Raw genomic sequence first — 22147 nt, forward strand, 5'->3', positions numbered from 1 at the left:
TCATCGTATTTTAGAAAATATAGAAAAACAAGCCTTTTGCTTAAGCAAAAGGCTTGTCATACGGAACTTTATTTTTTCTTCGATAACCAATCAGCTACTTTAGCGGCTTGATCAGCTGGAACTATATTCGGTGGCATATTGCCTTTTCCTTTCGAAAGAATTTCTTTAATTTCATCCTTTGAAAGTTTCCCACCAATTTTTTGTAAATTAGGTCCTACCGCCCCTTGTAATTGATCACCGTGGCAGCTCGTACAGCTTTGCTTCACAATATCCTCTGGCTTGGATGCTGTTTGTGCTGGCTTCCCGCCATTTTTTGCATCAGCTAACTCTTTAGATTTATTTAGCCCCTGAAATGAAAATACAAACATAACGATAATACCCAATGCTGCAATAAGAGCGAACGGAATCAGCGGATTACGTTTCATATCTCTTCTCCCCCCTCTATACCCCTAAATAGTTAGATGATTCAGTCATTTCCATTGTACTTGAAAACGCTCTATCAGAAAAGAGTAAACTACTAATCGTTAAAAATATTCCATAAATTCAGTTTATTGTTTTTTATTGTTATATCGCTTATTATTTCGATAATTATTAACGTTTCTCATCATATTTTTCACTTTTCTACATATATTTTTGTATAGAATAAACAAAATTAATCGAAAAATCGAAAAATGAGCATTTGCAAATCAAAAGACAATTCTGTAAAATAAATTACAAGAAATTGTAATCGTTGCTGACAGCTAAAGTTTAACAAAAATTAACAAAATAAAAAAGTTTACTTCACAAAAGTGAAGTAAACTTAAAGGTAGCCTATTCTAAGAAATCCTTAAGACGCTTACTACGGCTTGGATGTCTCAATTTACGAAGTGCTTTTGCTTCAATTTGACGGATACGTTCTCTCGTTACGCCGAATACTTTCCCAACTTCTTCAAGCGTACGAGTTCGTCCATCATCTAAACCAAAACGAAGACGTAGAACATTTTCTTCACGATCTGTTAGTGTATCTAACACATCTTCTAATTGTTCTTTTAGCAATTCATACGCTGCATGGTCCGCAGGCGATGTTGCTTCTTGGTCTTCAATGAAATCACCTAAATGGGAGTCATCTTCTTCACCAATCGGTGTTTCAAGAGAAACTGGCTCCTGTGCAATTTTCAAGATTTCACGTACTTTTTCTGGAGCAAGATCCATTTCTTCACCTATCTCTTCAGGAGATGGTTCACGTCCTAAATCTTGTAATAATTGACGTTGTACACGAATTAACTTATTAATCGTTTCAACCATATGAACTGGGATACGAATTGTTCTTGCTTGGTCTGCAATCGCACGTGTAATTGCTTGGCGAATCCACCAAGTTGCATACGTACTAAATTTGAAACCTTTACGATAATCGAACTTTTCAACCGCTTTAATTAGACCCATATTCCCTTCTTGAATTAAGTCTAAGAAAAGCATACCACGGCCCACGTAGCGCTTTGCAATACTTACTACAAGACGTAAGTTTGCTTCTGCAAGACGACGTTTCGCTTCTTCATCGCCTTCTTCAATACGCGTTGCAAGTCGAATTTCTTCTTCTGCAGATAGTAAATCTACACGACCAATTTCTTTTAAATACATACGAACAGGATCGTTGATTTTAACCCCTGGTGGTACACTTAAATCATTGAGGTCGAATTCTTCTTCCGATTTTGCTATTTGGCGATTATTAGGGCCTTCGTCGTTGTCATTGTCGCCAACTAAGTCAATCCCTTGTTCACCTAAATATTCATAGTATTCATCCATTTGATCGGATTCAATTTCAAATCCATTCATGCGTTCTGCAATCTCTTCATATGTAAGAACGCCACGTTTTTTTCCGAGCTCAGTGAGTTGTTCTTTCACTTGCTCAAGGGTCATTTCAGTTTCAATTTGTTTAGAACGAGCTGGTTTGTCAGCCATCTGTTCCCCTCCTTACGCGAGATACAAACATTCATTATACTAAAAATTTATCAAAAAAGCTATTTTCTCGCTTTTTGATTTTGTAAATATGCTACATAATATTTAGCAGCCTCTACAGGATCTGTTTTTTCCATTTGTTTTATCTTGAAGATGATTTCCATCTTTTCAAGTTTTTCTTGATGACGTCTAAGCGTCTCCAAATGGCCTTGTAACACTTCTTCTGTGTATTCTGGATTAATAAATTCATCCGTCGAAATATCAGTAATAATATTTTTCAACTTTTCATCAGAGAGCCAACTTAAAAATGTTCCGACTGAAGGTTCATTTCCCTTTTCATAATATGCGTATAGTTCATATAAAATCCCTTTATGTTCTTCTGTATGAAAATCTTCTATGTGGGATTCCATACGAACGGCCACTTCTGGACTTTGCAACATATGGTAAATAATTTCTCTTTCTGCCCTTTCAAAACCTGTTAACTTCGGTTTTGTTTGAACAATTTGAGACGGCTTAGAAACCTGCTTTACTTGTTTTTGCTGTACCTTTTGTTCTTTGCGATATTGGTGCAATTGATTCAAAAGTGTTTCCATTGAATACGAAAATTCTTGCGATAATGACTTCAAATATGATTCTGCCTGCATCGCATCCTGTAACAACGATAACTCTTTTAAAACACTTTTCACATACTCTTCTTTGCCCGACTCATCTTGCAAATTTTTCCCTAAACGCAAATAATTTATTTTAAAACCAACAAAACTTATACTTGATTTCACAAGATTTTCAAAAGCAGTTGTCCCATATTGTTGCACATATTCATCAGGATCAAGCTTATCTGGCAAGGATGTAACTTTCACTTGGCAACCAACTTGCAACAATAATTGCCCTGCTTTCATCGTCGCTTCTCGCCCTGCTTTATCACCATCATAGCAAAGAACAACAGTTTCAACGTTACGTCGCAGAAGTTTTGCTTGTTCTTCAGTTAAAGCTGTTCCCATTGTCGCAACAGCTTCTTCCACACCACTTTTTACCGCAGCTAGTACGTCAGCATACCCTTCAAAAAGGACCACTTGCCCACGTTTTCTAATAAACGGCCTCGCTTGGTGGAAGTTATACAACAATTTACTTTTGTGAAAAATTGGTGTTTCTGGGCTATTTAAATATTTCGGAGTGTCATCTCCTAATGCCCTTCCACTAAACGCTATCACTTTACCTTGTAACGTATAGATTGGAAACATAACTCTTCCACGGAAGCGATCATAATGACTACCATCCTTCTCGCTTCTTATGAGAAGACCAGCTTGTTCCATACTTGATAGCGATAAACCTCTTTTTTGTAAGATTTTCGTTGCTGCATCCCAAGCAGGTGACGCATAACCAATTTCAAACTTCTCAATCATCTCTTTTGTAATACCACGTTTTAACAAATACGAAAGTGCTTCATTTCCTTCTTCTGTATTTACTAATAAATGATGATAATACTTTTTCAAAAGTTCATGAGCCTGTTGCATGATGACAGTGTCATCAGATATGTCTTCTTGTTGTCCTTGCCCTGATGTATACTCTGCAACCGCAATTCCATTTCTTTCACCTAGCTTTTGAACAGCTTCGGTAAAAGCCAGTCCTTCCATTTTCATTAGAAAGGAAAATACATTTCCACCTTCTCCACATCCGAAGCAATGAAAAATTTGCTTGTCAGATGAAACAGAGAATGAAGGAGAATTCTCACCATGAAACGGACAAAGGCCGAAATAGTTACGTCCCTGTTTTCTAAGTTGAACGTATTCACCAATCACTTCGACAATATCGGATGATGTCCGAATTTGTTCAACAACTTCTTCAGGAATTCTGTTCCCCATAACTCCATCTCCGTGTCGTATTTTGTATTCGATATAAATTAAAAAATTCCTTTATAATTCGACAATATTTTTTCTAAACTTATTAGAAAATGTTGTCGATCACGTTATCAAGCGATTTTGCAGACCCTTTTCTGCGTAACTTCGCAGATACGTACCTACTATATAAAATTGTATCCATTTGCTCATCTATTACAAATGTACCTCATGAAGACAATACATATGCACTTTTTCATAAGAAGACTAGCAAGCACCATATCCTATGTGATCACGAGATCTGTTTTTTGCATGTTGATACATATAAAGAAATCAACTTTTGCTTATTCAGCATCTACATAGATCCAAATTCCCTCGCTACTTCCTTAAACGATGAGCATACGATGTGACAAACAAAATTTTGACATGAAATTTCGTTCCAGCTCGCACAATTGTCAGCCTTCACAGTATATGCATCTGCATCAACTCATACCATATTGATGTTTTTCATATTTCTGTATTCTACATCCCTTCTGCGAATCCTTCCATAATGTGCGTTTTCTTGTATAGATTTTGTCGATTTAACGTAATTACATGTCATTTCTTAAATCCTATCCCTAGTTTATTCTGAAAAATTAAAGTCTAAACGTAAAATATAGGTTTTTATCACAATTTTTTATTATAATATATTTTCTTCAACTACGCTACATATCCCTTTATTTTTTCATCTTCTATTTCAGGATAGCGAAACCCTACCTTTAGCATAATAAAAAGACCGAAAAATATAAGCATAACCACTTCGCTATCATCTATTACAAAATCAGCAGGCACTGTGTTTCTCACGAGCGAAAAAAGCACATTCACCTTTGGTAAATGTGCTAAAACATTTTTTGGTTTTGCACTGCATTCACAATAATGTTAGCTGTTTCTTCAATCGCTTTGTTCGATACATCAATTACTTGACAATTTATTTTATTAACTACATTCTCAAAGTGATCAATCTCTTCTTTAATACGATTAATATTGGCATATGTTGCTCCATCACTTAGTCCAAGTGATTTCAATCGCTCTTTTCGAATATGATTTAACTTCTCTGGCGTAATTTTCAAACCGAAGCATTTTTCTTTAGCCACTTGATATAATTCTTCAGGCGGATCTACTTCTGGTACTAGTGGTACGTTGGCAACTTTCAAACGTTTGTTATGAGCTAAATATTGAGAAAGTGGTGTTTTTGATGTGCGCGAAATCCCAATTAACACGATATCTGCTTTTAAAATACCACGTGCATCTCTACCATCATCATACTTCACAGCAAACTCAATCGCTTCAATCTTTTTAAAGTATTCTTCATCTAACCTACGAACAACACCAGGCTCATATCTAGGCACTTGCCCGGTAATTTCTTCAATTTGATCGATTAGAGGGCCAATAATATCATATGCCTCTACACCTTCTTTTGCAGCCTCTGTCACTAAATATTGGCGCATGTCAGGCTTTACTAACGTAAAACAAATAAGTGCTTGATTGCTCTTAGCAATCGAAATCACTTCTTTTAATGTCCCTGTATCCTCTACATACGGCACACGTCTAATATCAGGAGCAAATGGGAATTGCCCCATTGCTGCTCGAACAACCAAATCAGCCGTTTCTCCTACAGAGTCAGATACGACATATACGATTTTATTATCCATTACATTACCTCACTTTAAACAAATTACACTTATTCGTTATTTACTAAGTTTACAAACGCACGTGTAATATTTGTTTTTGTAATTCGTCCAACCACTTCTAAACCTTGTTTCGTATCTTTTACAACTGGCATCGCATCAATCTGTCTTTCTATTAATTCCATCGCAATATCATATAAAGAATCTTCTCTACGACACATCGCAATGTTTGGCATCCTTGTCATGATAATATTAACCGGAAGTGAGGTTAAATCCTGCTTCCCTAAGCTAGCTCGTAATAAATCTTTACGAGATACAACGCCTACTAATAGAGTCGATTGATCTACAACGAATAATGTACCTACATCCTCTAAAAACATAGTACAAATCGCATCGTATACCGATACATTTTTATCAATTACAACCGGTCTAGATTGATAATCTTGTACTTTAATTTTCTTAACAGCTTCAGATAATAACTGTCCCCCAGTTTTACCCGTATAAAAATAACCTACGCGTGGACGTGCTTCTAAATAACCAGCCATCGTTAAAATTGCTAAGTCTGGTCTTAGCGTTGCACGTGTTAATCCCAATTGCGCAGCAATTGACTCCCCTGTAATAGGACCGTGATCTTTTACAATCTGAATGATATGTTCTTGCCGTTTATTCAGCTCTATGATAATCACCACCTTTAATGCACAACGAAAAAAGTTATACTATCTCTTAAATATTATATACTAAATATGCTATTCGAAAAAGAAAGGATGTAAAAAGGACCGTATACGGCCCCAAATTATATTTGAAACTTATCAAGTTGTTCTAAGAAACGTCTTGATTTCAAATAAATCCCGCAATATTCATCATAATATGTATTCAATACTAAACGCATTTGTTTTTTTGTGCTATCCTTCACTGATACATTGCCAAGTCTATGTAAATCGAAGTGGTAGAAAAGACGCAATAATTTATGAACGGCTTCCCCCACTGGTATACGATATTGATCTTGCTCAGCATGACGTGAGCACAGAAAACCGCCCTCCCTAACAGAGAAGGCGACAAAATCTGTTTCTTGATGACAAATCGCACATGTATCAAAGTACGGGCGCATCCCTAATACCGGAAGCATTTTCGTTTGATAAATTAATGATAATACTTCTGGATCAACACCCTCACACATATAATGCAACGTTTGATATAACATTTCAAATAAATATGGATTATGTTTTTTATCTTCTGTTGCTTTATCAGTTAACTCAACAATAAATGATGCATAAGCAGTTAAAAATATATCCTCGCGAATTTCTTTCATAGTTGAAATAATCTCGCCTTGTTGCAAAGTTCCAAGTCCAGATCCCATTTGAATAAGAAAATGACCATGTGTCATAAGTTGCGAAACAGATGCTAACCGGCTTTTCGGTTTTTTCGCTCCTCTTGCCATTGCACTTACCTTACCCAATTCTCTTGAGAATATTGTAACAATCTTGTTCGTTTCTCCGTAATCTGTCGTACGGATAACGATGCCCTCAACTTTTTGAAACATGTTCGTCACCATCCAAGGTTTGAACAAAACGGGTCAAGAAATTGGAGAGTCTAGATGCGCTAGCTCCTCTTCATGTTGATCCATCTCATCGTTTACGTCTTTTTCCATTTCTTTCAAAAGCAAATACGTCTCAATGCTTCCTGTTTTGGAGAAAAACTTCCAGGTAAAATCTAGCATAAGAATCCACCTTTCTCAATAAGCGTAGCCTATAAACCAATTTCCTTTGTTGTTATTAAATTGACCCATTTTGTCCATTTTCATGTGAGAAAAATTTTTCCTAATTTATCAAAACTCGTAAAAACCAATAATCAGCGGATGAACAAAACATCCGCTGATTACAGCTTTACTCTATTTTAATACTCGTCTTCGCGGAAACCAAGGTCACGAAGCTGAGACATTTTATTTCGCCAATCTTTTTGCACTTTTACCCATACTTCTAAAAATACTTTAGAACCAAGTAATGCTTCAATATCAAAACGAGCTCGCTTACCGACTTCTTTTAACATCTTCCCTTGTTTTCCGATAATAATCCCTTTTTGCGACGGACGTTCAACAACAATCGTTGCATTAATATAAACTGCCCCGCCTTCGCGTTTTTGAATTGCATCGATAACAACAGCCACAGAATGCGGCACTTCTTCACGTGTTAAATGTAGTACTTTCTCACGAATAAGCTCTGCAATAATAAATCTCTCGGGATGATCCGTTACTTGATTATCCGGGTAGTATTGTGGTCCTTCTGGTAAATACTTTTTAATTGTACCAATTAGAGCCTCCACGTTATTACCGTCTAATGCAGAAATTGGTACGATTTCTGCAAAATCATGTAATTTGCGATATTGATCAATTAACTCTAATAATTGTTCTGGGTGAACTTGGTCAATTTTATTAATAACTAAAAATACTGGTTGTTTCGTTTCTTTTAACTTCTCGATGATGAATTCTTCACCACGACCAAAGCCTTCAACAGCATTCACCATAAACAGAACGATATCAACTTCTTTTAATGTCGTTTGCGCCATCTTCACCATGAAGTCGCCTAGTTTATGTTTCGGTTTATGTATTCCTGGTGTATCAATAAAAATTACTTGTGAATCATTTTCTGTATATACGCCTTGAATTTTATTACGAGTTGTTTGTGGCTTGTCACTCATAATAGCAATTTTTTGACCAATAATACGATTTAAAAATGTAGATTTCCCAACATTCGGTCTGCCAATAATAGAGACAAAACCTGATTTATAACCTTTTCTATTCATGTAAATCCTCCGCTAAAAATGCTCCTGGTAACAATTCCCCGACTGTTGTCTCTTGAACGTCACCATGTAAATTTGATAGGTATACTTTCGTATCCTGTTTACATAATTCTACCATAACTTGTCGACATGCTCCACAAGGAGGTACTGGACGCTTCGTATCCGCCACAATTGCGATAGCTACAAACTCTTTATCTCCTTCAGAAACCGCCTTAAATAAAGCTGTTCTTTCTGCACAGTTACATAAGCCATATGAAGCATTCTCAACATTACATCCACGATATACTTTTCCATCCTGCGTTAATAATGCTGCACCTACTTGAAATTTAGAATATGGTACGTACGCTTGTTTACGCGCTTCGATTGCTTCTTGAATTAATTGTTGACCATTCATATTCCCGCATCCTTCCTGTTCACAGCTGTGAATAGATACACTCTCTTACTAAAGGCCTTTACGGCACCTTCAAAGCTTAAGAAAAGCTTTGGAATGCAACTATACCACATACGGTAAAAAGATAATAGCACCAATTATAACGGCTATGATCGCAAACAATAAAACAGCTCCCGCTGCGACATCCTTTGCGACTTTCGCAAACGGATGTATATCGGTAGTCGCTAAATCTACTGTTTTTTCCACAGCCGTATTTACCATCTCTAAACTCATTACAATTCCCATTACAATAAGTAATACCATCCATTCTACTTTTGTAATATGGAAATAAAAGCCGCAGCATATAACAACAACTGCGGCTAAATAATGAATTTTCATATTTCGTTCATGACGAAGACAAAAGAATATACCGACTATAGCATACCCAAAACTATCTATAAGTTTTCCTTTTTTCATCGTCCTAATCCAAATGCTTCTAAAATTTCTTTTTGTCTTCCGAACATTTCTTTTTCATCCTCTTCTGTCATGTGGTCATAACCAAGTAAATGTAAAAAGCCATGTAACGCTAAAAAGCCAAGTTCACGATCAAAAGAGTGCCCATACTCTTCAGCTTGTTCTTTCGCTCTCGGAATAGAAATAATAAGATCGCCTAACATACGCGGCATCTCTACACCTACAATTTCCATTTCTCCTTCTCCCATTTCTTCCATAGCAAAAGAAATGACATCAGTAGGCTGATCCTTATCTCGGTAATCACGATTAATCTCGCGAATGCGTTCGTTATCTACAAATGTTACTGATAACTCTGCACCATCCTCTATTTTTTCCATTTGAGCTGCTTTTCCTAATATCTCACGAATTAAATTCACATACTCTTCTTTCACTTCTTCTGTTTCATCAATGAAATCAATTAATAAACTCATTCTTTCTCCTTATCTTCCGGTGGTTCCGGATATGTAATACGCGAATGGAAAATACCATTTAACGTTTCACATAACGTTTTTCCAACGATTTGTAGTTCCTTAAATGTCAAATCACATTCACTAAATTGCCCATCTTGCAGGCGATCTTTAATAATACTTTGTACTAAATTATTAATTTGATCTGGCGTTGGGTGATTCATAGAACGTACCGCTGCCTCAACACTATCCGCAATACCAACGATTGCCGATTCTTTAGAAGTTGCTTTTGATCCCGGATAACGGAACATCTCTTCTGTATATTTTTCTTTATCTTCTTTAATCGCCTTATAATAAAAATATTTCAGGAGCGTTGTACCATGGTGTTGTCCAGCAATATCGATAATTTCTTGCGGAATATGGTATTCTTCGAGCATCTTTACTCCATCGGTTACATGAGCAATGATAATATCTTTACTCGTCACAGGATCTAATTTATCATGCGGATTTTCAATTCCCATCTGGTTTTCAATAAAGAATTGTGGTTGTACTGTTTTTCCTACATCATGATAGTACGCCCCTACACGCGCTAATACACCATTTGCTCCAACTGCTTCACAAGCCGCCTCAGAAAGATTCGCTACCATTACACTATGGTGATATGTCCCTGGCGCTTCTAATAAAATTCTACGCAACAGCGGATGATTCGGACTTGATAATTCCATAAGCTTCATACTTGATACAATTCCAAGTCCACTTTCTAAATATGGTAATATCCCCATAGCCAAAACGGATGAGATAATTCCTGAAAGGGAAGCCATTAATAATTGGGTACCAATTTCAAGAGGCGAAAAATTCCCATTACGTAATAATAATAACGCCGCCAAGACGACTACATTTAAGATTGAAACGAGTATACCAGCTTGTAAAATCATCGTACGACGATTTTTTTCTCTTAAGAAAATGCTCACTGATAATGAACTTAATAACACATAAATGCCTACACTATAATTTAGTGTACTTGTTACTCCTTCATTAAACATAATACTTCCGCACACAGAAAAAATCATACTTGTTAAAAATACAAATCGATCGCCAATCATTAGTTTTACAAGTATCGTTCCCATCGCAACTGGGACAACATACGCAATTCCTGCATATTCAAGCTTTTGAAACAAACTAATGATTTTCATTAAAACAATCGTGATAGACAAAATTGTAATATACGCTAAAATGTACGGTTTGTCTTCTCTTTTCCGCTGTAAAAATACTTCAAACTGTTTATGCATAAAGTATAGTAACACACCAATGAGCACCGCTAATCCAACATAAGGCTGAAAACTATTACCTTTTTCTAATAAACCGACTAATTTCAACTGATTATACATATCACTTGAAATTGTTTCACCTTCTCTAACAATAACTTGTCCTTGAAGAATATAAACAGGTGGAACTAAATCTTCTTCTGCTTTCTTCTTCTCTTTCGTTACAGCCGGATCATAGAAATAATTTGCTGTAATCGCATATGATCCTAGCGCATTCACAGCTTCTTTCAATCCGCTATTCACATTCAGGCTTTTCATTTCATTAACAAATCGCTCTTTCGCCGCCATTTCTTCGGACATTTTAATATTTCCACCCATGATAACGCTAACAGACGTTAAAGCAGCATTCTTTGCTAATTCTAATTGATCCGGTTCTGCATTAATAAAGTATAATAAATTCTCATCCGATAATTCCTTCGTTAAATTGGATGGCAACTTCTTCTTCAACTTTTCTAATTTATTCGCATCGGTCATCTTTTTTTGCTCTTCAGGTCCAGCAGCTTTCATCTCCTGAATTACTTCATTCACCTTAGCAAAAACATCATTTACAATATCTACTCTATTTTGTTTATATTCACTTCTATATGTATATTGATCCCCGACTTTTTGAGCGGCCTCTTGTTTTTTTCTTTCCGTTATAACCTTATCTTCAATTTTAATAGGAGAATGAATTGTTTTTTTCGCAATAGAATACATATCAACATCTAATTGCTCTGGTTTCACATTATTCATAAGTGCAAAAAACAGCACCGCCCCTAATAAAACGTAAGAAATCCAACTTAGTTTTTTCGAATGTTGTAAATTACGAAACCACTTAGAAATTTCTTGAGATCTTAACATGATTTCAATACCTTCTCCTCTCTAGAAATAAAGTGAAACTATTTATAGCTTTCATTTCTTCTAGCCAACGATACTTTTAGGTAACATTTTTATACACCAGTACCTATAGTTTATTTCTCTTATCTTTTATGATAGTAAAAAATATGCCGTTCGCCAACCTTAATACAAAAAGAAATGATCCTGACAAATAGGATCATTCCATTTTATCATATGCCTCAATAATACGTTGTACCAGTGGATGCCTTACAACGTCCGTTTGTTCTAACGTAATGAATGAAAGACCTGATACACCAGATAAAATGTTAGCGGCTAGCGTAAGCCCTGATTTTACCCCTTTTGGTAAGTCTACTTGTGAAGGGTCCCCCGTAATAACCATTTTAGAACTAAAACCTAATCTAGTTAAAAACATTTTTATTTGTGCACCCGTTGTATTTTGCGCTTCATCTAAAATAACAAATGAATCATCGAGCGTACGTCCTCTCATATAAGCAAGAGGCGCGATTTCAATTACACCTCTCTCCATCATACGCTGCGTATATTCTTGTCCAAGAATATCGTGCAGAGCATCATACAATGGACGTAAGTACGGATCTACCTTCTCTTTCAAATCACCTGGTAAAAATCCTAAACTTTCTCCAGCTTCTACAGCCGGTCTCGTTAAAATGATTTTCTTTACATACCCTTGCTTTAAAGCTCTTACAGCCATTACTACAGCTAAGTATGTTTTCCCAGTCCCGGCAGGTCCTATTCCAAATACAATATCATTTTTCTTCATTGCATGAATATATCTTCTTTGTCCCATCGTTTTTACACGAATGGATTTACCTTTTGCCGTTTTAAAGATTTCTTCTTCATATAACTCTTCAAATTGAGCAATTTTCCCTTGTTGCGCGAGCTGAATTGCATACGCAACATCTCTTTCTGTAATTGACACACCTTTTCGAATAACAACAAGTAGTTGTTGTAAGATTTTTTCTACGAGTGTCACAGTTTCAACTGCTCCAGATGCATGAACAGTTTCACCTCTAGTTACAATTGATACATTCAGTTCCCGTTCAATTACTTTCAAATGAGCATCATTGACTCCAAAAAGAGCGATTGCTTCGTTAGTATTTTCCAATTGTTGGTTCATTTCTACTAATTGTTCTGCCATTACTCAGTCTCCTTGAATATCGGATTCGGATATTGGTTGTGGCTCTGCAATATTTTCAATCACAGTATAATGCAAAGTGACTTTTAGTTGATCCGCCTCAACCTCTTTACTCAAAATCTTATCACTTACAATCATAGCATGTTCATCCAATTTTTTCTTTAGTTCTTTTTCAGCCATTTCTTTCGCTACTTTCATTGCCTGTTTTTCTGTATATTCTCGGTTCGCCTCTTCCTCTTCTCGCACTACATCTTTTTCATATGCAATCGGCAGTGTAAAACCAAATAATTTCACATCATGTTTTACACTTTCCGTACGAGAACGTTTATACTTATCATGCTGAAATCCCCATATTTTTATTTTTGTACTCCCAAATGTAAGGTAATGCTCATTATACGTATTACCAGTATATACTTGAAATTGCGTCTTCAGTGGTACATTCACCTCAGATGTGTACCACGTTTCTCCATATACAATACCTTTCGCCGAAACAATGGTTGGACTCTCCTCATTACCGTATATCCCTGATACGAGAAGCTGCCCTTTTTCTACATGATCATTTTTTAAAACGACTGGTTTTCCAACTTCAACAAATGTTTTTGTAACAATCGCTTCTTTTTTTGCCACTAAATTTTGCGGCCTTTGTTCTTTTTCTTTTTTCGGCTCATTTTTTTCAACAATTTTAAAATGGTACGTCGTTCCCCTTACTTCTAGTCCTGCCCAAGTAATCGCATTAATATTGTCCGTCAAATGACGTTGTACATCTTCTACACTAGGCATTTGGAATTGTAATTTTCCTTTTTTAATACCCATTTTGTCCAATTCTTTCATCAATATATATTCTGTTTCAGGTTTCGCTCCCGTAATTTCAATTTTCCAAACCATATTCGATAATGCAATCATGCCAAAGAAGAAAATTAAAAAACCAATTAAGAATCCACTATTTTTAATTAAGCGCTTATTCCAAAATGGAAAACCGTAACGCCCAATAAAATATAGTTTACACTCATTTTTTCTATAAATCGGCTTTATTTTTTTCACATCTCGTAATAGCATACAAAAGACTAACGTTTCATCGGCGATTTTCTTAACGTCCCAAACTAATAATTTTCTACGCACACATTCGTTAACAAACCGCTCCGCTCCTCTACCTTCAATTCGTACCTTTACATATCCAAGCCACTTTATAAACCATTTATTTTTCATCTACTACCTTCACTACCTTTCCAAAAGTAGACACACTACTTTTCACTTTAATTAGCAAAATAGCTCGTACGAAAATAAAATAAAGAGTTTTATTTTCCATAAATAGCGGGATAAAGTGAGACTTTAATCAGCCCTCACCAATTGGACTTTAACGGACAGCCCGACCCCCACCTAACTTCTTTGCTTTCGCTGAATTTTGAGGCGGGGGCTTATTGCCCATTAAAGCGGGATAAACTTAAATAGTAGGGGCAAATCATTAGAATAAAGAAGAAAAACTTCACATACGGAAGTTTCCCTTACTTCTCTTTCTGTTCGTCTTCTAAAAACGTCACTTGCTCAATTATCCCTTCAAGCAAAAGTTCTTCCGGAAGGATTGTTTTAATAACAAAGGACTGCCCCTTAATTAATAACTGACCATGCTTTAACAACAATCTTACTTCTTTATCTGAAAACACTAATAAACCTCGATGATTTTCTATATAGATATGCACTTGCCCAACAAGCGTGATCCGAGGTAGATCCATTAGCACATCCACTGGTAGGTCTATTTGCTTCGTTAACCAATTCTTCATTTGTTCTAATTTTTTCATCCCAAAAGACCCCCTCTCATCCCATATGTATGAAAAAAGAGCTTGTAATATCACGTCCAAACTGAAAAAAGCATAAAAAAACGTCTCATACGAAATGAGACGTTTTTTTATGCTAATAGCTGGATAACCAGCTTATTCACAAGCGATCCATCTGTTTTACCTTTTACTTTCGGCATAACAGCAGTCATCACCTTACCCATATCTGCTTTAGACGTCGCACCAACTTCAGAAATAACTTGCTTGATTATATCAACTAGCTCTTCTTCCGTTAATTGCTCCGGCAAATATGCGCTTAAAATCTGAATTTCACTTTGCAGTTTATTAACAAGGTCTTCACGACCAGCTTTTTTAAATTCAAGGAGGGAGTCCTTATGCTGTTTTACTTCACGAGCTAAAACTGTTAGTTCCTCTTCTTCAGTAAGAGTATGCTGTAGTTTAATACCTTCATTTTGTAAAGCAGCCTTAACCATACGAATGACGGTTAATTTTTCTTTTTGTTTATTCTTCATCGCTTGTTTCATATCATCGTTTAAACGACCGAGAAGACTCATAACTTACACCCTCTCTTAGAATTTACGCTTTCTTGCCGCTTCAGATTTCTTCTTACGTTTTACACTTGGTTTTTCATAAAACTCGCGCTTTCTTGCTTCAGCAAGTGTACCAGTTTTAGAAACCGATCTTTTAAAACGGCGAAGTGCATCCTCCAAAGACTCGTTTTTACGAACGACTGTTTTTGACATTCTCTTTCCCTCCCTCCGAAACATCACACTTACATACTAACTCCAGCATGCAAAAAGAAACACTTCTTCAGCATGTCTTTTACGATTATAATACATTTTATCACTTCAGGTCAACTATTTGGCAGAATAAAAGAAGAATAGATGCTCTTCCTTTTTCAAAAACTATGCAGATAGCTGTTATCCTTTCCCCTGAAGGCAACTATATTTTTATCATTACACCTTTTTTCATGCAGGAACGTACGAAACAACTACTCATTTCATACATTTTCAGTACTTAACTTCTCCACTAAAAAAGAAAGCATGCAAATCGTTTCCGTTTGCATGCTTTTTTATCCCGATTGGTCCGGGCTAATAATGAGCGGGGAATGAATCCCACGCTCATTAAAGTTTCACTTTATGCGCTTGCTGATTCCTTTTTCACATCATCTTCAAGGACACGAACAAATTGCGCTTCGTTATATGGATAACCAGCTTTTGTGATTTTTACTTTCACTAGTTTACCGATTAATTCTTCTGATCCTTCAAATACAATTTTCAAGTAGTTATCTGTATAACCCACATATAGGCCTTCACGGTCGCCCTCTTTAAATTGTTCTTCTGGAATAATTTCAAGTACTTCTCCTTCAAACTGTGATGCATACTCTTTCGCTAATTGATTAGATAGTTCAATTAAACGGTGAACACGATCATTCTTCACATCTTCAGGAACTTGATCTTCCATACGCGCTGCAGGTGTTCCTGTACGTTTTGAGTACGGGAATACGTGCAACTCAGAGAAGCGATTCTCTTTAATGAAATTGTATGTTTCCATGAATTCTTCTTCTGTTTCACCTGGGAAACCAACGATTACGTCTGATGTAATCGCAAGACCTGGTAACGCTTCTTTCAAACGATCTAAGCGCTCTTGGAAAAATTCCATCGTATATTTACGACGCATACGCTTTAATACAGTATTAGATCCAGATTGCAACGGAATGTGTAAGTGACGTACAACTACTTCAGACTTATCTAACACTTCAATTACTTCATCTGAAATCTGACTCGCTTCAATAGAAGAAATACGAAGACGTTTTAATCCGTCTACTTCCGCTTCCATATCACGAAGTAATCCAGCTAAGTTATAATCTTTAATATCTTCACCGTACCCACCTGTATGAATACCTGTTAATACGATTTCCTTATAGCCTGCATCTACTAATTGTTGCGCTTGTTTAATAACTTCTTTCCCATCGCGAGAGCGCATTAAACCACGCGCCCAAGGAATAATACAGAATGTACAGAAGTTATTACAACCTTCTTGTATTTTTAAAGATGCACGTGTACGGTCCGTGAAGTAAGGTACATCAAGTTCTTCATATACACGTGTTTTCATAATGTTACGCACAGCATTAATTGGCTGACGCTCTTTACGGAATTCTTCGATGTATCCTAACATCTTTTCACGATCTTGTGTACCAACTACAATATCTACACCTGGAATCGCCATAATTTCCGCTGGAGATGTTTGTGCATAACATCCTGTTACACAAATAACCGCATCTGGGTTTTGACGAACAGCACGTCTAATAACTTGACGACTTTTCTTATCCCCCGTATTCGTTACTGTACATGTATTAATAACATATACATCAGCTTTTTTTTCATATTCAGTTCTTTCATATCCACCTTGTTTAAACAATTGCCAAATGGCTTCTGTTTCATAGTGGTTTACTTTACAACCTAACGTATGGAACGCAACAGTTGACATTGATCATCACCCCATCAATTCAAAATGATACGAAGCAGCACTTAACGCATATAACGGCGCCGTTTCTGTTCTTAAAATTCTTGGTCCTAAACTACATGGTACAAATTTATGTTCACGAAGCGCTGTAATCTCTTCCTCAGCCAAACCGCCTTCTGGGCCAAATACAATCAATAACTTTTGACCTGGTTTCATCATCGTTAAAGCTTTCGCAAAATTAGATTTCTCGCCTTGTTTCGCTTCCTCTTCGTAAGCAACAAGACAAACATCATACTCACCACTCATTGATAGCAATTGTTTAAACGATGCTGGGGCGTGTACTTCTGGAATTTCACTTCTATGTGATTGTTCCGCAGCTTCTTTCACAATTTTTCTTAAACGTTCAACTTTTTTATCCGCTTTTTTCGCATCCCATTTTACGATAGAGCGAGATGCTTGAAATGGTAAGAATGCAGCTGCCCCAAGCTCAGTTCCTTTTTGAAAAATTAACTCTAGCTTGTCTCCTTTCGGCAGTCCACTTGCAATCGTCACGAAAACAGGAAGTTCACTTGACGCCTCTACCCATTCTACAATAGCAGTATGAATAAATTCACTGGTAATTTCATCAATTGAACATACGGCTGTTTTTCCGTTTACACAGCAATAAATGTGATCTCCAGCTGACATACGCATCACTCTTGCGATATGATGGACGTCATCACCTACAATGCGAATACTTGTCTCATTTACATATTTCTCTTCTACAAAATAACGTTGCATATAATCACCTTAGTAGAGTTTCGTTCCTTTCGTAAGCCAATACTTACGAAAAGAACGAAACGTTATCATTTTTCATATAACAAACGGCAAGTCCCTCACCCTATAGTGAGAGACTCCCCTTTTCATTATAGACTAAAATCTATATTACGCATTTCGTGCAATAATTGCTACCCAATCTTCCATTCGTAACACTTCTTCAATTGTAAATCCAGCTTTTTCTAGCGCTTCAGAAATTACTTTTTCCTTCGCAGCAATAATGCCCGATGTAATAAATAATCCGCCTGACTTCACAACTCTCGCTGCATCTTCAGGGAATAAAAGAATAATTTCTGCTAATAAGTTAGCTACGATTAAATCAACAGGACCTTCAATACCTTCTAAAAGACTATTTTGTCCAACAGATACGATATCATCTGTTTTATTTAAACGTACATTCATTTCTGCACTTTCAACTGCAACCGGATCTAAATCATATGCTTGAACAGAAGACGCACCTAATTTGGCTGCTGCAATACTCAGTACACCAGAGCCTGTTCCTACATCAATGATCGTATCACCTTGCTGTACTGTTTTTTCTAAAGCACGGATACACATCGTTGTTGTCGGATGAGTTCCCGTTCCAAATGCCATACCTGGATCTAATTCAATAATTTTTTCTTCCGGAGAAGATGGTGTATATTCTTCCCACGTCGGCACAATTGTGAATGTATCAGAAATTTGTACTGGATGGTAATATTTTTTCCAAGCAGTAGCCCAATCTTCTTCATTGACTTCGTTAACGGTAATATTTCCAGTACCAATTTCGATGTCGTAAGATGGAAGCACATCAATAGATGATTTTACACTTGCAATTGTTTCATGTAAAGAATCCGTTTGCGGGAAATATGCTTTTATTAACACACCTTCTGCCGGATACTCATCTGGGTTCAATGCATAAATTTCACCATATTGTTGCTCGCGCTCTTTCGTCAACTCTGCTGGATCCTCAATCGCAACTCCACTAGCACCAGCTTCATGTAAAATATGAGAGACAGCTTCTACTGCTTCTTCTGTTGTATGAATACTAATTTCTGACCATTTCACAATTTACCAACTCCAATTTTTATTTCCATTATTCCCCTTTGAAAGCACGTTTAAGCTTTCCGAATAAACTATCATCCTGCTCTTCTTGTCCTGCAAATTCACGCAATAAATCTTTTTGCTGTGAAGTTAATTTCGTCGGTACAACAACACGCACAACTACATATTGATCTCCTTGACCGTATCCACGTACGTTCGGAGCACCCTTTCCTTTTAGGCGGAATTCTGTTCCTGTTTGTGTTCCTGCTGGAATTTTCAGCTTCACTTTACCATGAACAGTAGGAACTTCTACTTCATCACCAAGTGCCATTTGCGCAAATGTTAATGGCATTTCGCAAATAATGTGATCTCCTTCGCGCTCAAAGAATTCATGATTTCTTACATGAACAACAACATATAAATCTCCTGCTGGTCCGCCATTTACGCCCGCTTCCCCTTTTCCAGATACGCGGATTTGTTGACCATTATCGATACCTGCTGGAATTTTAACATTGATTTTTTTACGTTTACGAACTTTACCTGAACCGTGACATGTTGTACATTTTTCTTTAATGATTTGCCCAGTTCCTGAACAATGACCGCAAGCTTGACGGTTTACGATACGACCAAATGGTGTATTTTGTTCTACACTTACTTGCCCTGATCCTGAGCAATGTTTACATGTTTCTTTTGAAGTTCCTGGTTTTGCCCCGCTACCTTTACAAGTATCACATGGATCTTCTACTGGAATCTCAACATTTAACTCTTTACCAAAAATAGCTTCTTCAAAATCTAAAGTAACTTGATATTGTAAGTCAGCACCTTGACGCGGAGCGTTTGGATCACGACGTCTGCCGCCACCGCCGCCAAAGAATGAACTAAAGATATCTTCAAAACCGAAGCCACCGCCGAAGTCTCCTCCGCCGCCAAAGCCACCGAAGCCTTGATTAGCACCAGCATGACCAAATTGATCATATTGTGCACGCTTTTGATCGTCGCTTAATACTTCGTATGCTTCTTGTACTTCTTTAAACTTTTCAATTGCATTTTCTTCTTTACTTACGTCTGGATGGTATTTTTTAGCCAAACGACGATACGCTTTTTTTATTTCATCTTTTGAAGCACCCTTGCTAAGTCCAAGGACCTCATAATAATCTCGTTTACTCATAAATTTACAACCCCCGAATCTTTCACATAAACGTAATTTTAACACCGAAAGAAAGTGCTTTGCAACAAAGTTTCCTCACTTACAGTATGCAAAGTGAAAAACTTAAGACCCTCACACATTCCTTCTCATTCGTGAAAAAAGCCAAAGCCAAGGCACGCTTGACTTTGACTTTTTGTCATCTTACTTATTATGTTTAAAGTTGAATTACTTGTCTTCTTTTACTTCTTCAAACTCAGCGTCTACTACATTGTCTTTCTTCGCGCCAGCATCTTGTGCTCCTTGTGCACCTTCTGCTTGCCCTGCAGCTGCTTGAGCTTGCTCATATAGTTTAACAGTTAGTTGTTGTACAATTTCTTGTAAAGCGTCTTTTTTCGCACGGATTTCCTCAAGCTCGTTCTTCTCAATCGCAGCTTGTAATGCTTCTTTTGCTTCTGTTGCTTTTGCAACTTCAGCTGCATCTACTTTACCTTCTAAATCTTTTACAACTTTATCTGTTTGGAATACAAGTTGGTCAGCTTCGTTACGAAGTTCAACTTCTTCCTTACGTTTTTGGTCAGCGTCAGCATTTGCTTCTGCTTCTTTTACCATACGATCTACTTCTTCATCAGAAAGACCTGAAGAAGATTGGATTGTAATAGCTTGTTCTTTGCTTGTTCCTAAATCTTTTGCACGTACGTTAACGATACCGTTCGCATCAATATCGAATGTTACTTCGATTTGTGGAATACCACGTGGTGCTGGTGGGATATCCGTTAATTGGAAACGTCCTAACGTTTTGTTGTCAGCTGACATTGGACGCTCACCTTGTAATACGTGAATGTCTACTGCTGGTTGGTTATCAGCAGCTGTTGAGAATACTTGTGACTTACTTGTTGGAATTGTAGTGTTACGCTCGATTAATTTCGTGAACACACCACCCATAGTTTCAATACCTAAAGAAAGTGGAGTTACATCTAATAATAGTACGCCTTCTACATCACCAGTAAGTACGCCACCTTGAACTGCAGCACCTAATGCTACAACTTCATCCGGGTTTACACCTTTATATGGTTCTTTACCAGTTTCACGTTTAATAGCTTCTTGTACAGCTGGAATACGAGTAGAACCACCAACAAGGATAACGCGATCTAATTCACTTGCAGATAGACCAGCATCTTTTAAAGCACGACGAGTTGGTTCTAATGTTCTTTCAACAAGGTTTGCTGAAAGCTCTTCGAATTTCGCTCTTGTTAATGTTAATTCTAAGTGTAATGGACCAGCAGCTCCAGCACTAATGAATGGCAATGAAATTTGTGTTTGTGTTACACCTGAAAGATCTTTTTTCGCTTTTTCAGCTGCATCTTTCAAACGTTGAAGTGCCATTTTATCTTGGCTTAAATCAATGTTATTTTCTTTTTTGAACTCAGCTACTAAGTGATCGATGATAACTTGGTCAAAGTCATCTCCACCAAGACGGTTGTCACCAGCAGTTGAAATAACTTCAAATGTCCCATCTGCTAACTCAAGGATAGATACGTCAAATGTACCGCCACCTAAGTCATATACTAAGATTTTTTGCTCTTCATCTTGTTTTTCTAAACCATAAGCAAGCGCTGCTGCTGTTGGTTCGTTAATGATACGCTCAACTTCTAAACCAGCGATACGACCAGCATCTTTCGTTGCTTGACGCTCTGCATCGTTGAAGTATGCAGGTACTGTAATAACAGCTTTCGTTACTGTTTCACCTAAATATGCTTCAGCAGAAGCTTTTAAGTTTTGTAAAATGATTGCAGAAATTTCTTGAGGTGTATATTCTTTACCTTCGATTTCTACTTTGTAGTCTGTACCCATATGACGTTTAACAGACATGATTGTATTTGGGTTTGTAATTGCTTGACGCTTTGCTACTTCCCCAACTTGACGTTCTTCATTTTTGAAAGCTACAACAGAAGGTGTTGTACGGTTTCCTTCTGGATTTGGGATAACCTTTGGTTCTCCACCTTCCATAACAGCTACACAAGAGTTTGTTGTACCTAAGTCAATACCGATAATTTTACTCATGGCTAA

23 protein-coding genes are annotated in these 22147 nt (G+C 36.9%); all 23 read right to left on the bottom strand.

Annotation, left to right across the window (positions count from 1 at the left end):
- Positions 1–68: 68 nt before the first annotated feature.
- Positions 69–425, bottom strand: coding sequence for a cytochrome c550 (gene cccA / locus ACTFSI_RS03835; protein WP_000828145.1), 357 nt, complete (start codon positions 423–425; stop codon positions 69–71).
- Positions 426–810: 385 nt separating this feature from the next.
- Positions 811–1938: an RNA polymerase sigma factor RpoD gene (rpoD, locus tag ACTFSI_RS03840; RefSeq protein ID WP_000764060.1), complete on the bottom strand. Its 1128-nt coding sequence runs from the start codon at positions 1936–1938 to the stop codon at positions 811–813.
- 59 nt (positions 1939–1997) lie between these two features.
- Positions 1998–3794 carry a DNA primase gene (gene dnaG / locus ACTFSI_RS03845; RefSeq protein WP_000528216.1) on the bottom strand — a complete coding sequence of 599 codons (1797 nt, stop codon included), beginning with the start codon at positions 3792–3794 and terminating at the stop codon, positions 1998–2000.
- 672 nt (positions 3795–4466) lie between these two features.
- Positions 4467–4598 carry a hypothetical protein gene (locus ACTFSI_RS03850; protein WP_001110543.1) on the bottom strand — a complete coding sequence of 44 codons (132 nt, stop codon included), beginning with the start codon at positions 4596–4598 and terminating at the stop codon, positions 4467–4469.
- Between the two features lie 47 nt (positions 4599–4645).
- Positions 4646–5458 carry a pyruvate, water dikinase regulatory protein gene (locus ACTFSI_RS03855; protein WP_000368942.1) on the bottom strand — a complete coding sequence of 271 codons (813 nt, stop codon included), beginning with the start codon at positions 5456–5458 and terminating at the stop codon, positions 4646–4648.
- Between the two features lie 29 nt (positions 5459–5487).
- Entirely contained in the window at positions 5488–6120 is a 633-nt protein-coding gene (locus ACTFSI_RS03860; protein WP_000583759.1) for a helix-turn-helix transcriptional regulator, read from the bottom strand.
- A gap of 107 nt (positions 6121–6227) precedes the next feature.
- Positions 6228–6974: a DNA repair protein RecO gene (gene recO, locus ACTFSI_RS03865; RefSeq protein ID WP_000487010.1), complete on the bottom strand. Its 747-nt coding sequence runs from the start codon at positions 6972–6974 to the stop codon at positions 6228–6230.
- A 33-nt stretch (positions 6975–7007) separates the two neighbouring features.
- Positions 7008–7151 carry a YqzL family protein gene (locus ACTFSI_RS03870; protein ID WP_000883924.1) on the bottom strand — a complete coding sequence of 48 codons (144 nt, stop codon included), beginning with the start codon at positions 7149–7151 and terminating at the stop codon, positions 7008–7010.
- A gap of 176 nt (positions 7152–7327) precedes the next feature.
- Positions 7328–8233 carry a GTPase Era gene (era, locus tag ACTFSI_RS03875; RefSeq protein WP_001080241.1) on the bottom strand — a complete coding sequence of 302 codons (906 nt, stop codon included), beginning with the start codon at positions 8231–8233 and terminating at the stop codon, positions 7328–7330.
- Positions 8226–8624 (bottom strand): cytidine deaminase, encoded by a 399-nt coding sequence (locus ACTFSI_RS03880; protein ID WP_001014347.1) that lies wholly within the window; start codon positions 8622–8624, stop codon positions 8226–8228. The genes era and ACTFSI_RS03880 overlap by 8 nt, the downstream gene beginning before the upstream one ends.
- Positions 8625–8723: 99 nt before the next feature.
- On the bottom strand, positions 8724–9077 hold the full coding sequence (locus ACTFSI_RS03885; RefSeq protein WP_044793784.1) for a diacylglycerol kinase family protein: 354 nt from the start codon (positions 9075–9077) through the stop codon (positions 8724–8726).
- The gene (gene ybeY, locus ACTFSI_RS03890) at positions 9074–9544 is read right to left on the bottom strand and encodes an rRNA maturation RNase YbeY (protein WP_000054692.1); all 471 of its coding nucleotides are present in this window, start codon (positions 9542–9544) and stop codon (positions 9074–9076) included. Before ybeY ends, ACTFSI_RS03885 begins: the two co-directional genes overlap by 4 nt.
- Positions 9541–11685, bottom strand: coding sequence for an HD family phosphohydrolase (locus ACTFSI_RS03895; RefSeq protein ID WP_000946450.1), 2145 nt, complete (start codon positions 11683–11685; stop codon positions 9541–9543). Before ACTFSI_RS03895 ends, ybeY begins: the two co-directional genes overlap by 4 nt.
- A gap of 193 nt (positions 11686–11878) precedes the next feature.
- Complete coding sequence (locus tag ACTFSI_RS03900; RefSeq protein ID WP_000840516.1) at positions 11879–12838, bottom strand: PhoH family protein; 960 nt, start codon at positions 12836–12838, stop codon at positions 11879–11881.
- A gap of 3 nt (positions 12839–12841) precedes the next feature.
- Entirely contained in the window at positions 12842–14041 is a 1200-nt protein-coding gene (gene yqfD, locus ACTFSI_RS03905) for a sporulation protein YqfD (RefSeq protein WP_000792485.1), read from the bottom strand.
- Positions 14042–14337: 296 nt separating this feature from the next.
- On the bottom strand, positions 14338–14631 hold the full coding sequence (gene yqfC, locus ACTFSI_RS03910) for a sporulation protein YqfC (protein WP_000732266.1): 294 nt from the start codon (positions 14629–14631) through the stop codon (positions 14338–14340).
- Positions 14632–14738: 107 nt separating this feature from the next.
- Positions 14739–15182, bottom strand: coding sequence for a GatB/YqeY domain-containing protein (locus ACTFSI_RS03915; protein ID WP_000054571.1), 444 nt, complete (start codon positions 15180–15182; stop codon positions 14739–14741).
- A gap of 15 nt (positions 15183–15197) precedes the next feature.
- The gene (gene rpsU, locus ACTFSI_RS03920; protein ID WP_000048061.1) at positions 15198–15371 is read right to left on the bottom strand and encodes a 30S ribosomal protein S21; all 174 of its coding nucleotides are present in this window, start codon (positions 15369–15371) and stop codon (positions 15198–15200) included.
- Between the two features lie 394 nt (positions 15372–15765).
- Complete coding sequence (gene mtaB, locus ACTFSI_RS03925) at positions 15766–17118, bottom strand: tRNA (N(6)-L-threonylcarbamoyladenosine(37)-C(2))-methylthiotransferase MtaB (protein WP_000108677.1); 1353 nt, start codon at positions 17116–17118, stop codon at positions 15766–15768.
- Between the two features lie 6 nt (positions 17119–17124).
- Positions 17125–17874: a 16S rRNA (uracil(1498)-N(3))-methyltransferase gene (locus ACTFSI_RS03930; protein WP_098923745.1), complete on the bottom strand. Its 750-nt coding sequence runs from the start codon at positions 17872–17874 to the stop codon at positions 17125–17127.
- Positions 17875–18018: 144 nt separating this feature from the next.
- Complete coding sequence (prmA, locus tag ACTFSI_RS03935) at positions 18019–18957, bottom strand: 50S ribosomal protein L11 methyltransferase (protein WP_265152925.1); 939 nt, start codon at positions 18955–18957, stop codon at positions 18019–18021.
- 28 nt (positions 18958–18985) lie between these two features.
- Complete coding sequence (gene dnaJ, locus ACTFSI_RS03940) at positions 18986–20101, bottom strand: chaperone protein DnaJ (RefSeq protein ID WP_000043935.1); 1116 nt, start codon at positions 20099–20101, stop codon at positions 18986–18988.
- Between the two features lie 204 nt (positions 20102–20305).
- The gene (gene dnaK / locus ACTFSI_RS03945) at positions 20306–22141 is read right to left on the bottom strand and encodes a chaperone protein DnaK (protein WP_000034690.1); all 1836 of its coding nucleotides are present in this window, start codon (positions 22139–22141) and stop codon (positions 20306–20308) included.
- Positions 22142–22147: the final 6 nt, after the last annotated feature.

The sequence above is a fragment of the Bacillus cereus group sp. MYBK101-2 genome, assembly GCF_051918845.1.
GTDB classification, from domain to species: Bacteria; Bacillota; Bacilli; order Bacillales; family Bacillaceae_G; genus Bacillus_A; species Bacillus_A paranthracis.

What these genes read in the sequence shown, in the direction of transcription:
- cccA (WP_000828145.1), bottom strand. Translation starts at nt 425, where the DNA reads ATGAAACGTAATCCGCTGATTCCGTTCGCTCTTATTGCAGCATTGGGT.
- rpoD (WP_000764060.1), bottom strand. Translation starts at nt 1,938, where the DNA reads ATGGCTGACAAACCAGCTCGTTCTAAACAAATTGAAACTGAAATGACC.
- dnaG (WP_000528216.1), bottom strand. Translation starts at nt 3,794, where the DNA reads ATGGGGAACAGAATTCCTGAAGAAGTTGTTGAACAAATTCGGACATCA.
- ACTFSI_RS03855 (WP_000368942.1), bottom strand. Translation starts at nt 5,458, where the DNA reads ATGGATAATAAAATCGTATATGTCGTATCTGACTCTGTAGGAGAAACG.
- recO (WP_000487010.1), bottom strand. Translation starts at nt 6,974, where the DNA reads ATGTTTCAAAAAGTTGAGGGCATCGTTATCCGTACGACAGATTACGGA.
- ACTFSI_RS03870 (WP_000883924.1), bottom strand. Translation starts at nt 7,151, where the DNA reads ATGCTAGATTTTACCTGGAAGTTTTTCTCCAAAACAGGAAGCATTGAG.
- era (WP_001080241.1), bottom strand. Translation starts at nt 8,233, where the DNA reads ATGAATAGAAAAGGTTATAAATCAGGTTTTGTCTCTATTATTGGCAGA.
- ACTFSI_RS03880 (WP_001014347.1), bottom strand. Translation starts at nt 8,624, where the DNA reads ATGAATGGTCAACAATTAATTCAAGAAGCAATCGAAGCGCGTAAACAA.
- ACTFSI_RS03885 (WP_044793784.1), bottom strand. Translation starts at nt 9,077, where the DNA reads ATGAAAAAAGGAAAACTTATAGATAGTTTTGGGTATGCTATAGTCGGT.
- ybeY (WP_000054692.1), bottom strand. Translation starts at nt 9,544, where the DNA reads ATGAGTTTATTAATTGATTTCATTGATGAAACAGAAGAAGTGAAAGAA.
- ACTFSI_RS03895 (WP_000946450.1), bottom strand. Translation starts at nt 11,685, where the DNA reads ATGTTAAGATCTCAAGAAATTTCTAAGTGGTTTCGTAATTTACAACAT.
- ACTFSI_RS03900 (WP_000840516.1), bottom strand. Translation starts at nt 12,838, where the DNA reads ATGGCAGAACAATTAGTAGAAATGAACCAACAATTGGAAAATACTAAC.
- yqfD (WP_000792485.1), bottom strand. Translation starts at nt 14,041, where the DNA reads ATGAAAAATAAATGGTTTATAAAGTGGCTTGGATATGTAAAGGTACGA.
- yqfC (WP_000732266.1), bottom strand. Translation starts at nt 14,631, where the DNA reads ATGAAAAAATTAGAACAAATGAAGAATTGGTTAACGAAGCAAATAGAC.
- ACTFSI_RS03915 (WP_000054571.1), bottom strand. Translation starts at nt 15,182, where the DNA reads ATGAGTCTTCTCGGTCGTTTAAACGATGATATGAAACAAGCGATGAAG.
- rpsU (WP_000048061.1), bottom strand. Translation starts at nt 15,371, where the DNA reads ATGTCAAAAACAGTCGTTCGTAAAAACGAGTCTTTGGAGGATGCACTT.
- mtaB (WP_000108677.1), bottom strand. Translation starts at nt 17,118, where the DNA reads ATGTCAACTGTTGCGTTCCATACGTTAGGTTGTAAAGTAAACCACTAT.
- ACTFSI_RS03930 (WP_098923745.1), bottom strand. Translation starts at nt 17,874, where the DNA reads ATGCAACGTTATTTTGTAGAAGAGAAATATGTAAATGAGACAAGTATT.
- dnaJ (WP_000043935.1), bottom strand. Translation starts at nt 20,101, where the DNA reads ATGAGTAAACGAGATTATTATGAGGTCCTTGGACTTAGCAAGGGTGCT.
- dnaK (WP_000034690.1), bottom strand. Translation starts at nt 22,141, where the DNA reads ATGAGTAAAATTATCGGTATTGACTTAGGTACAACAAACTCTTGTGTA.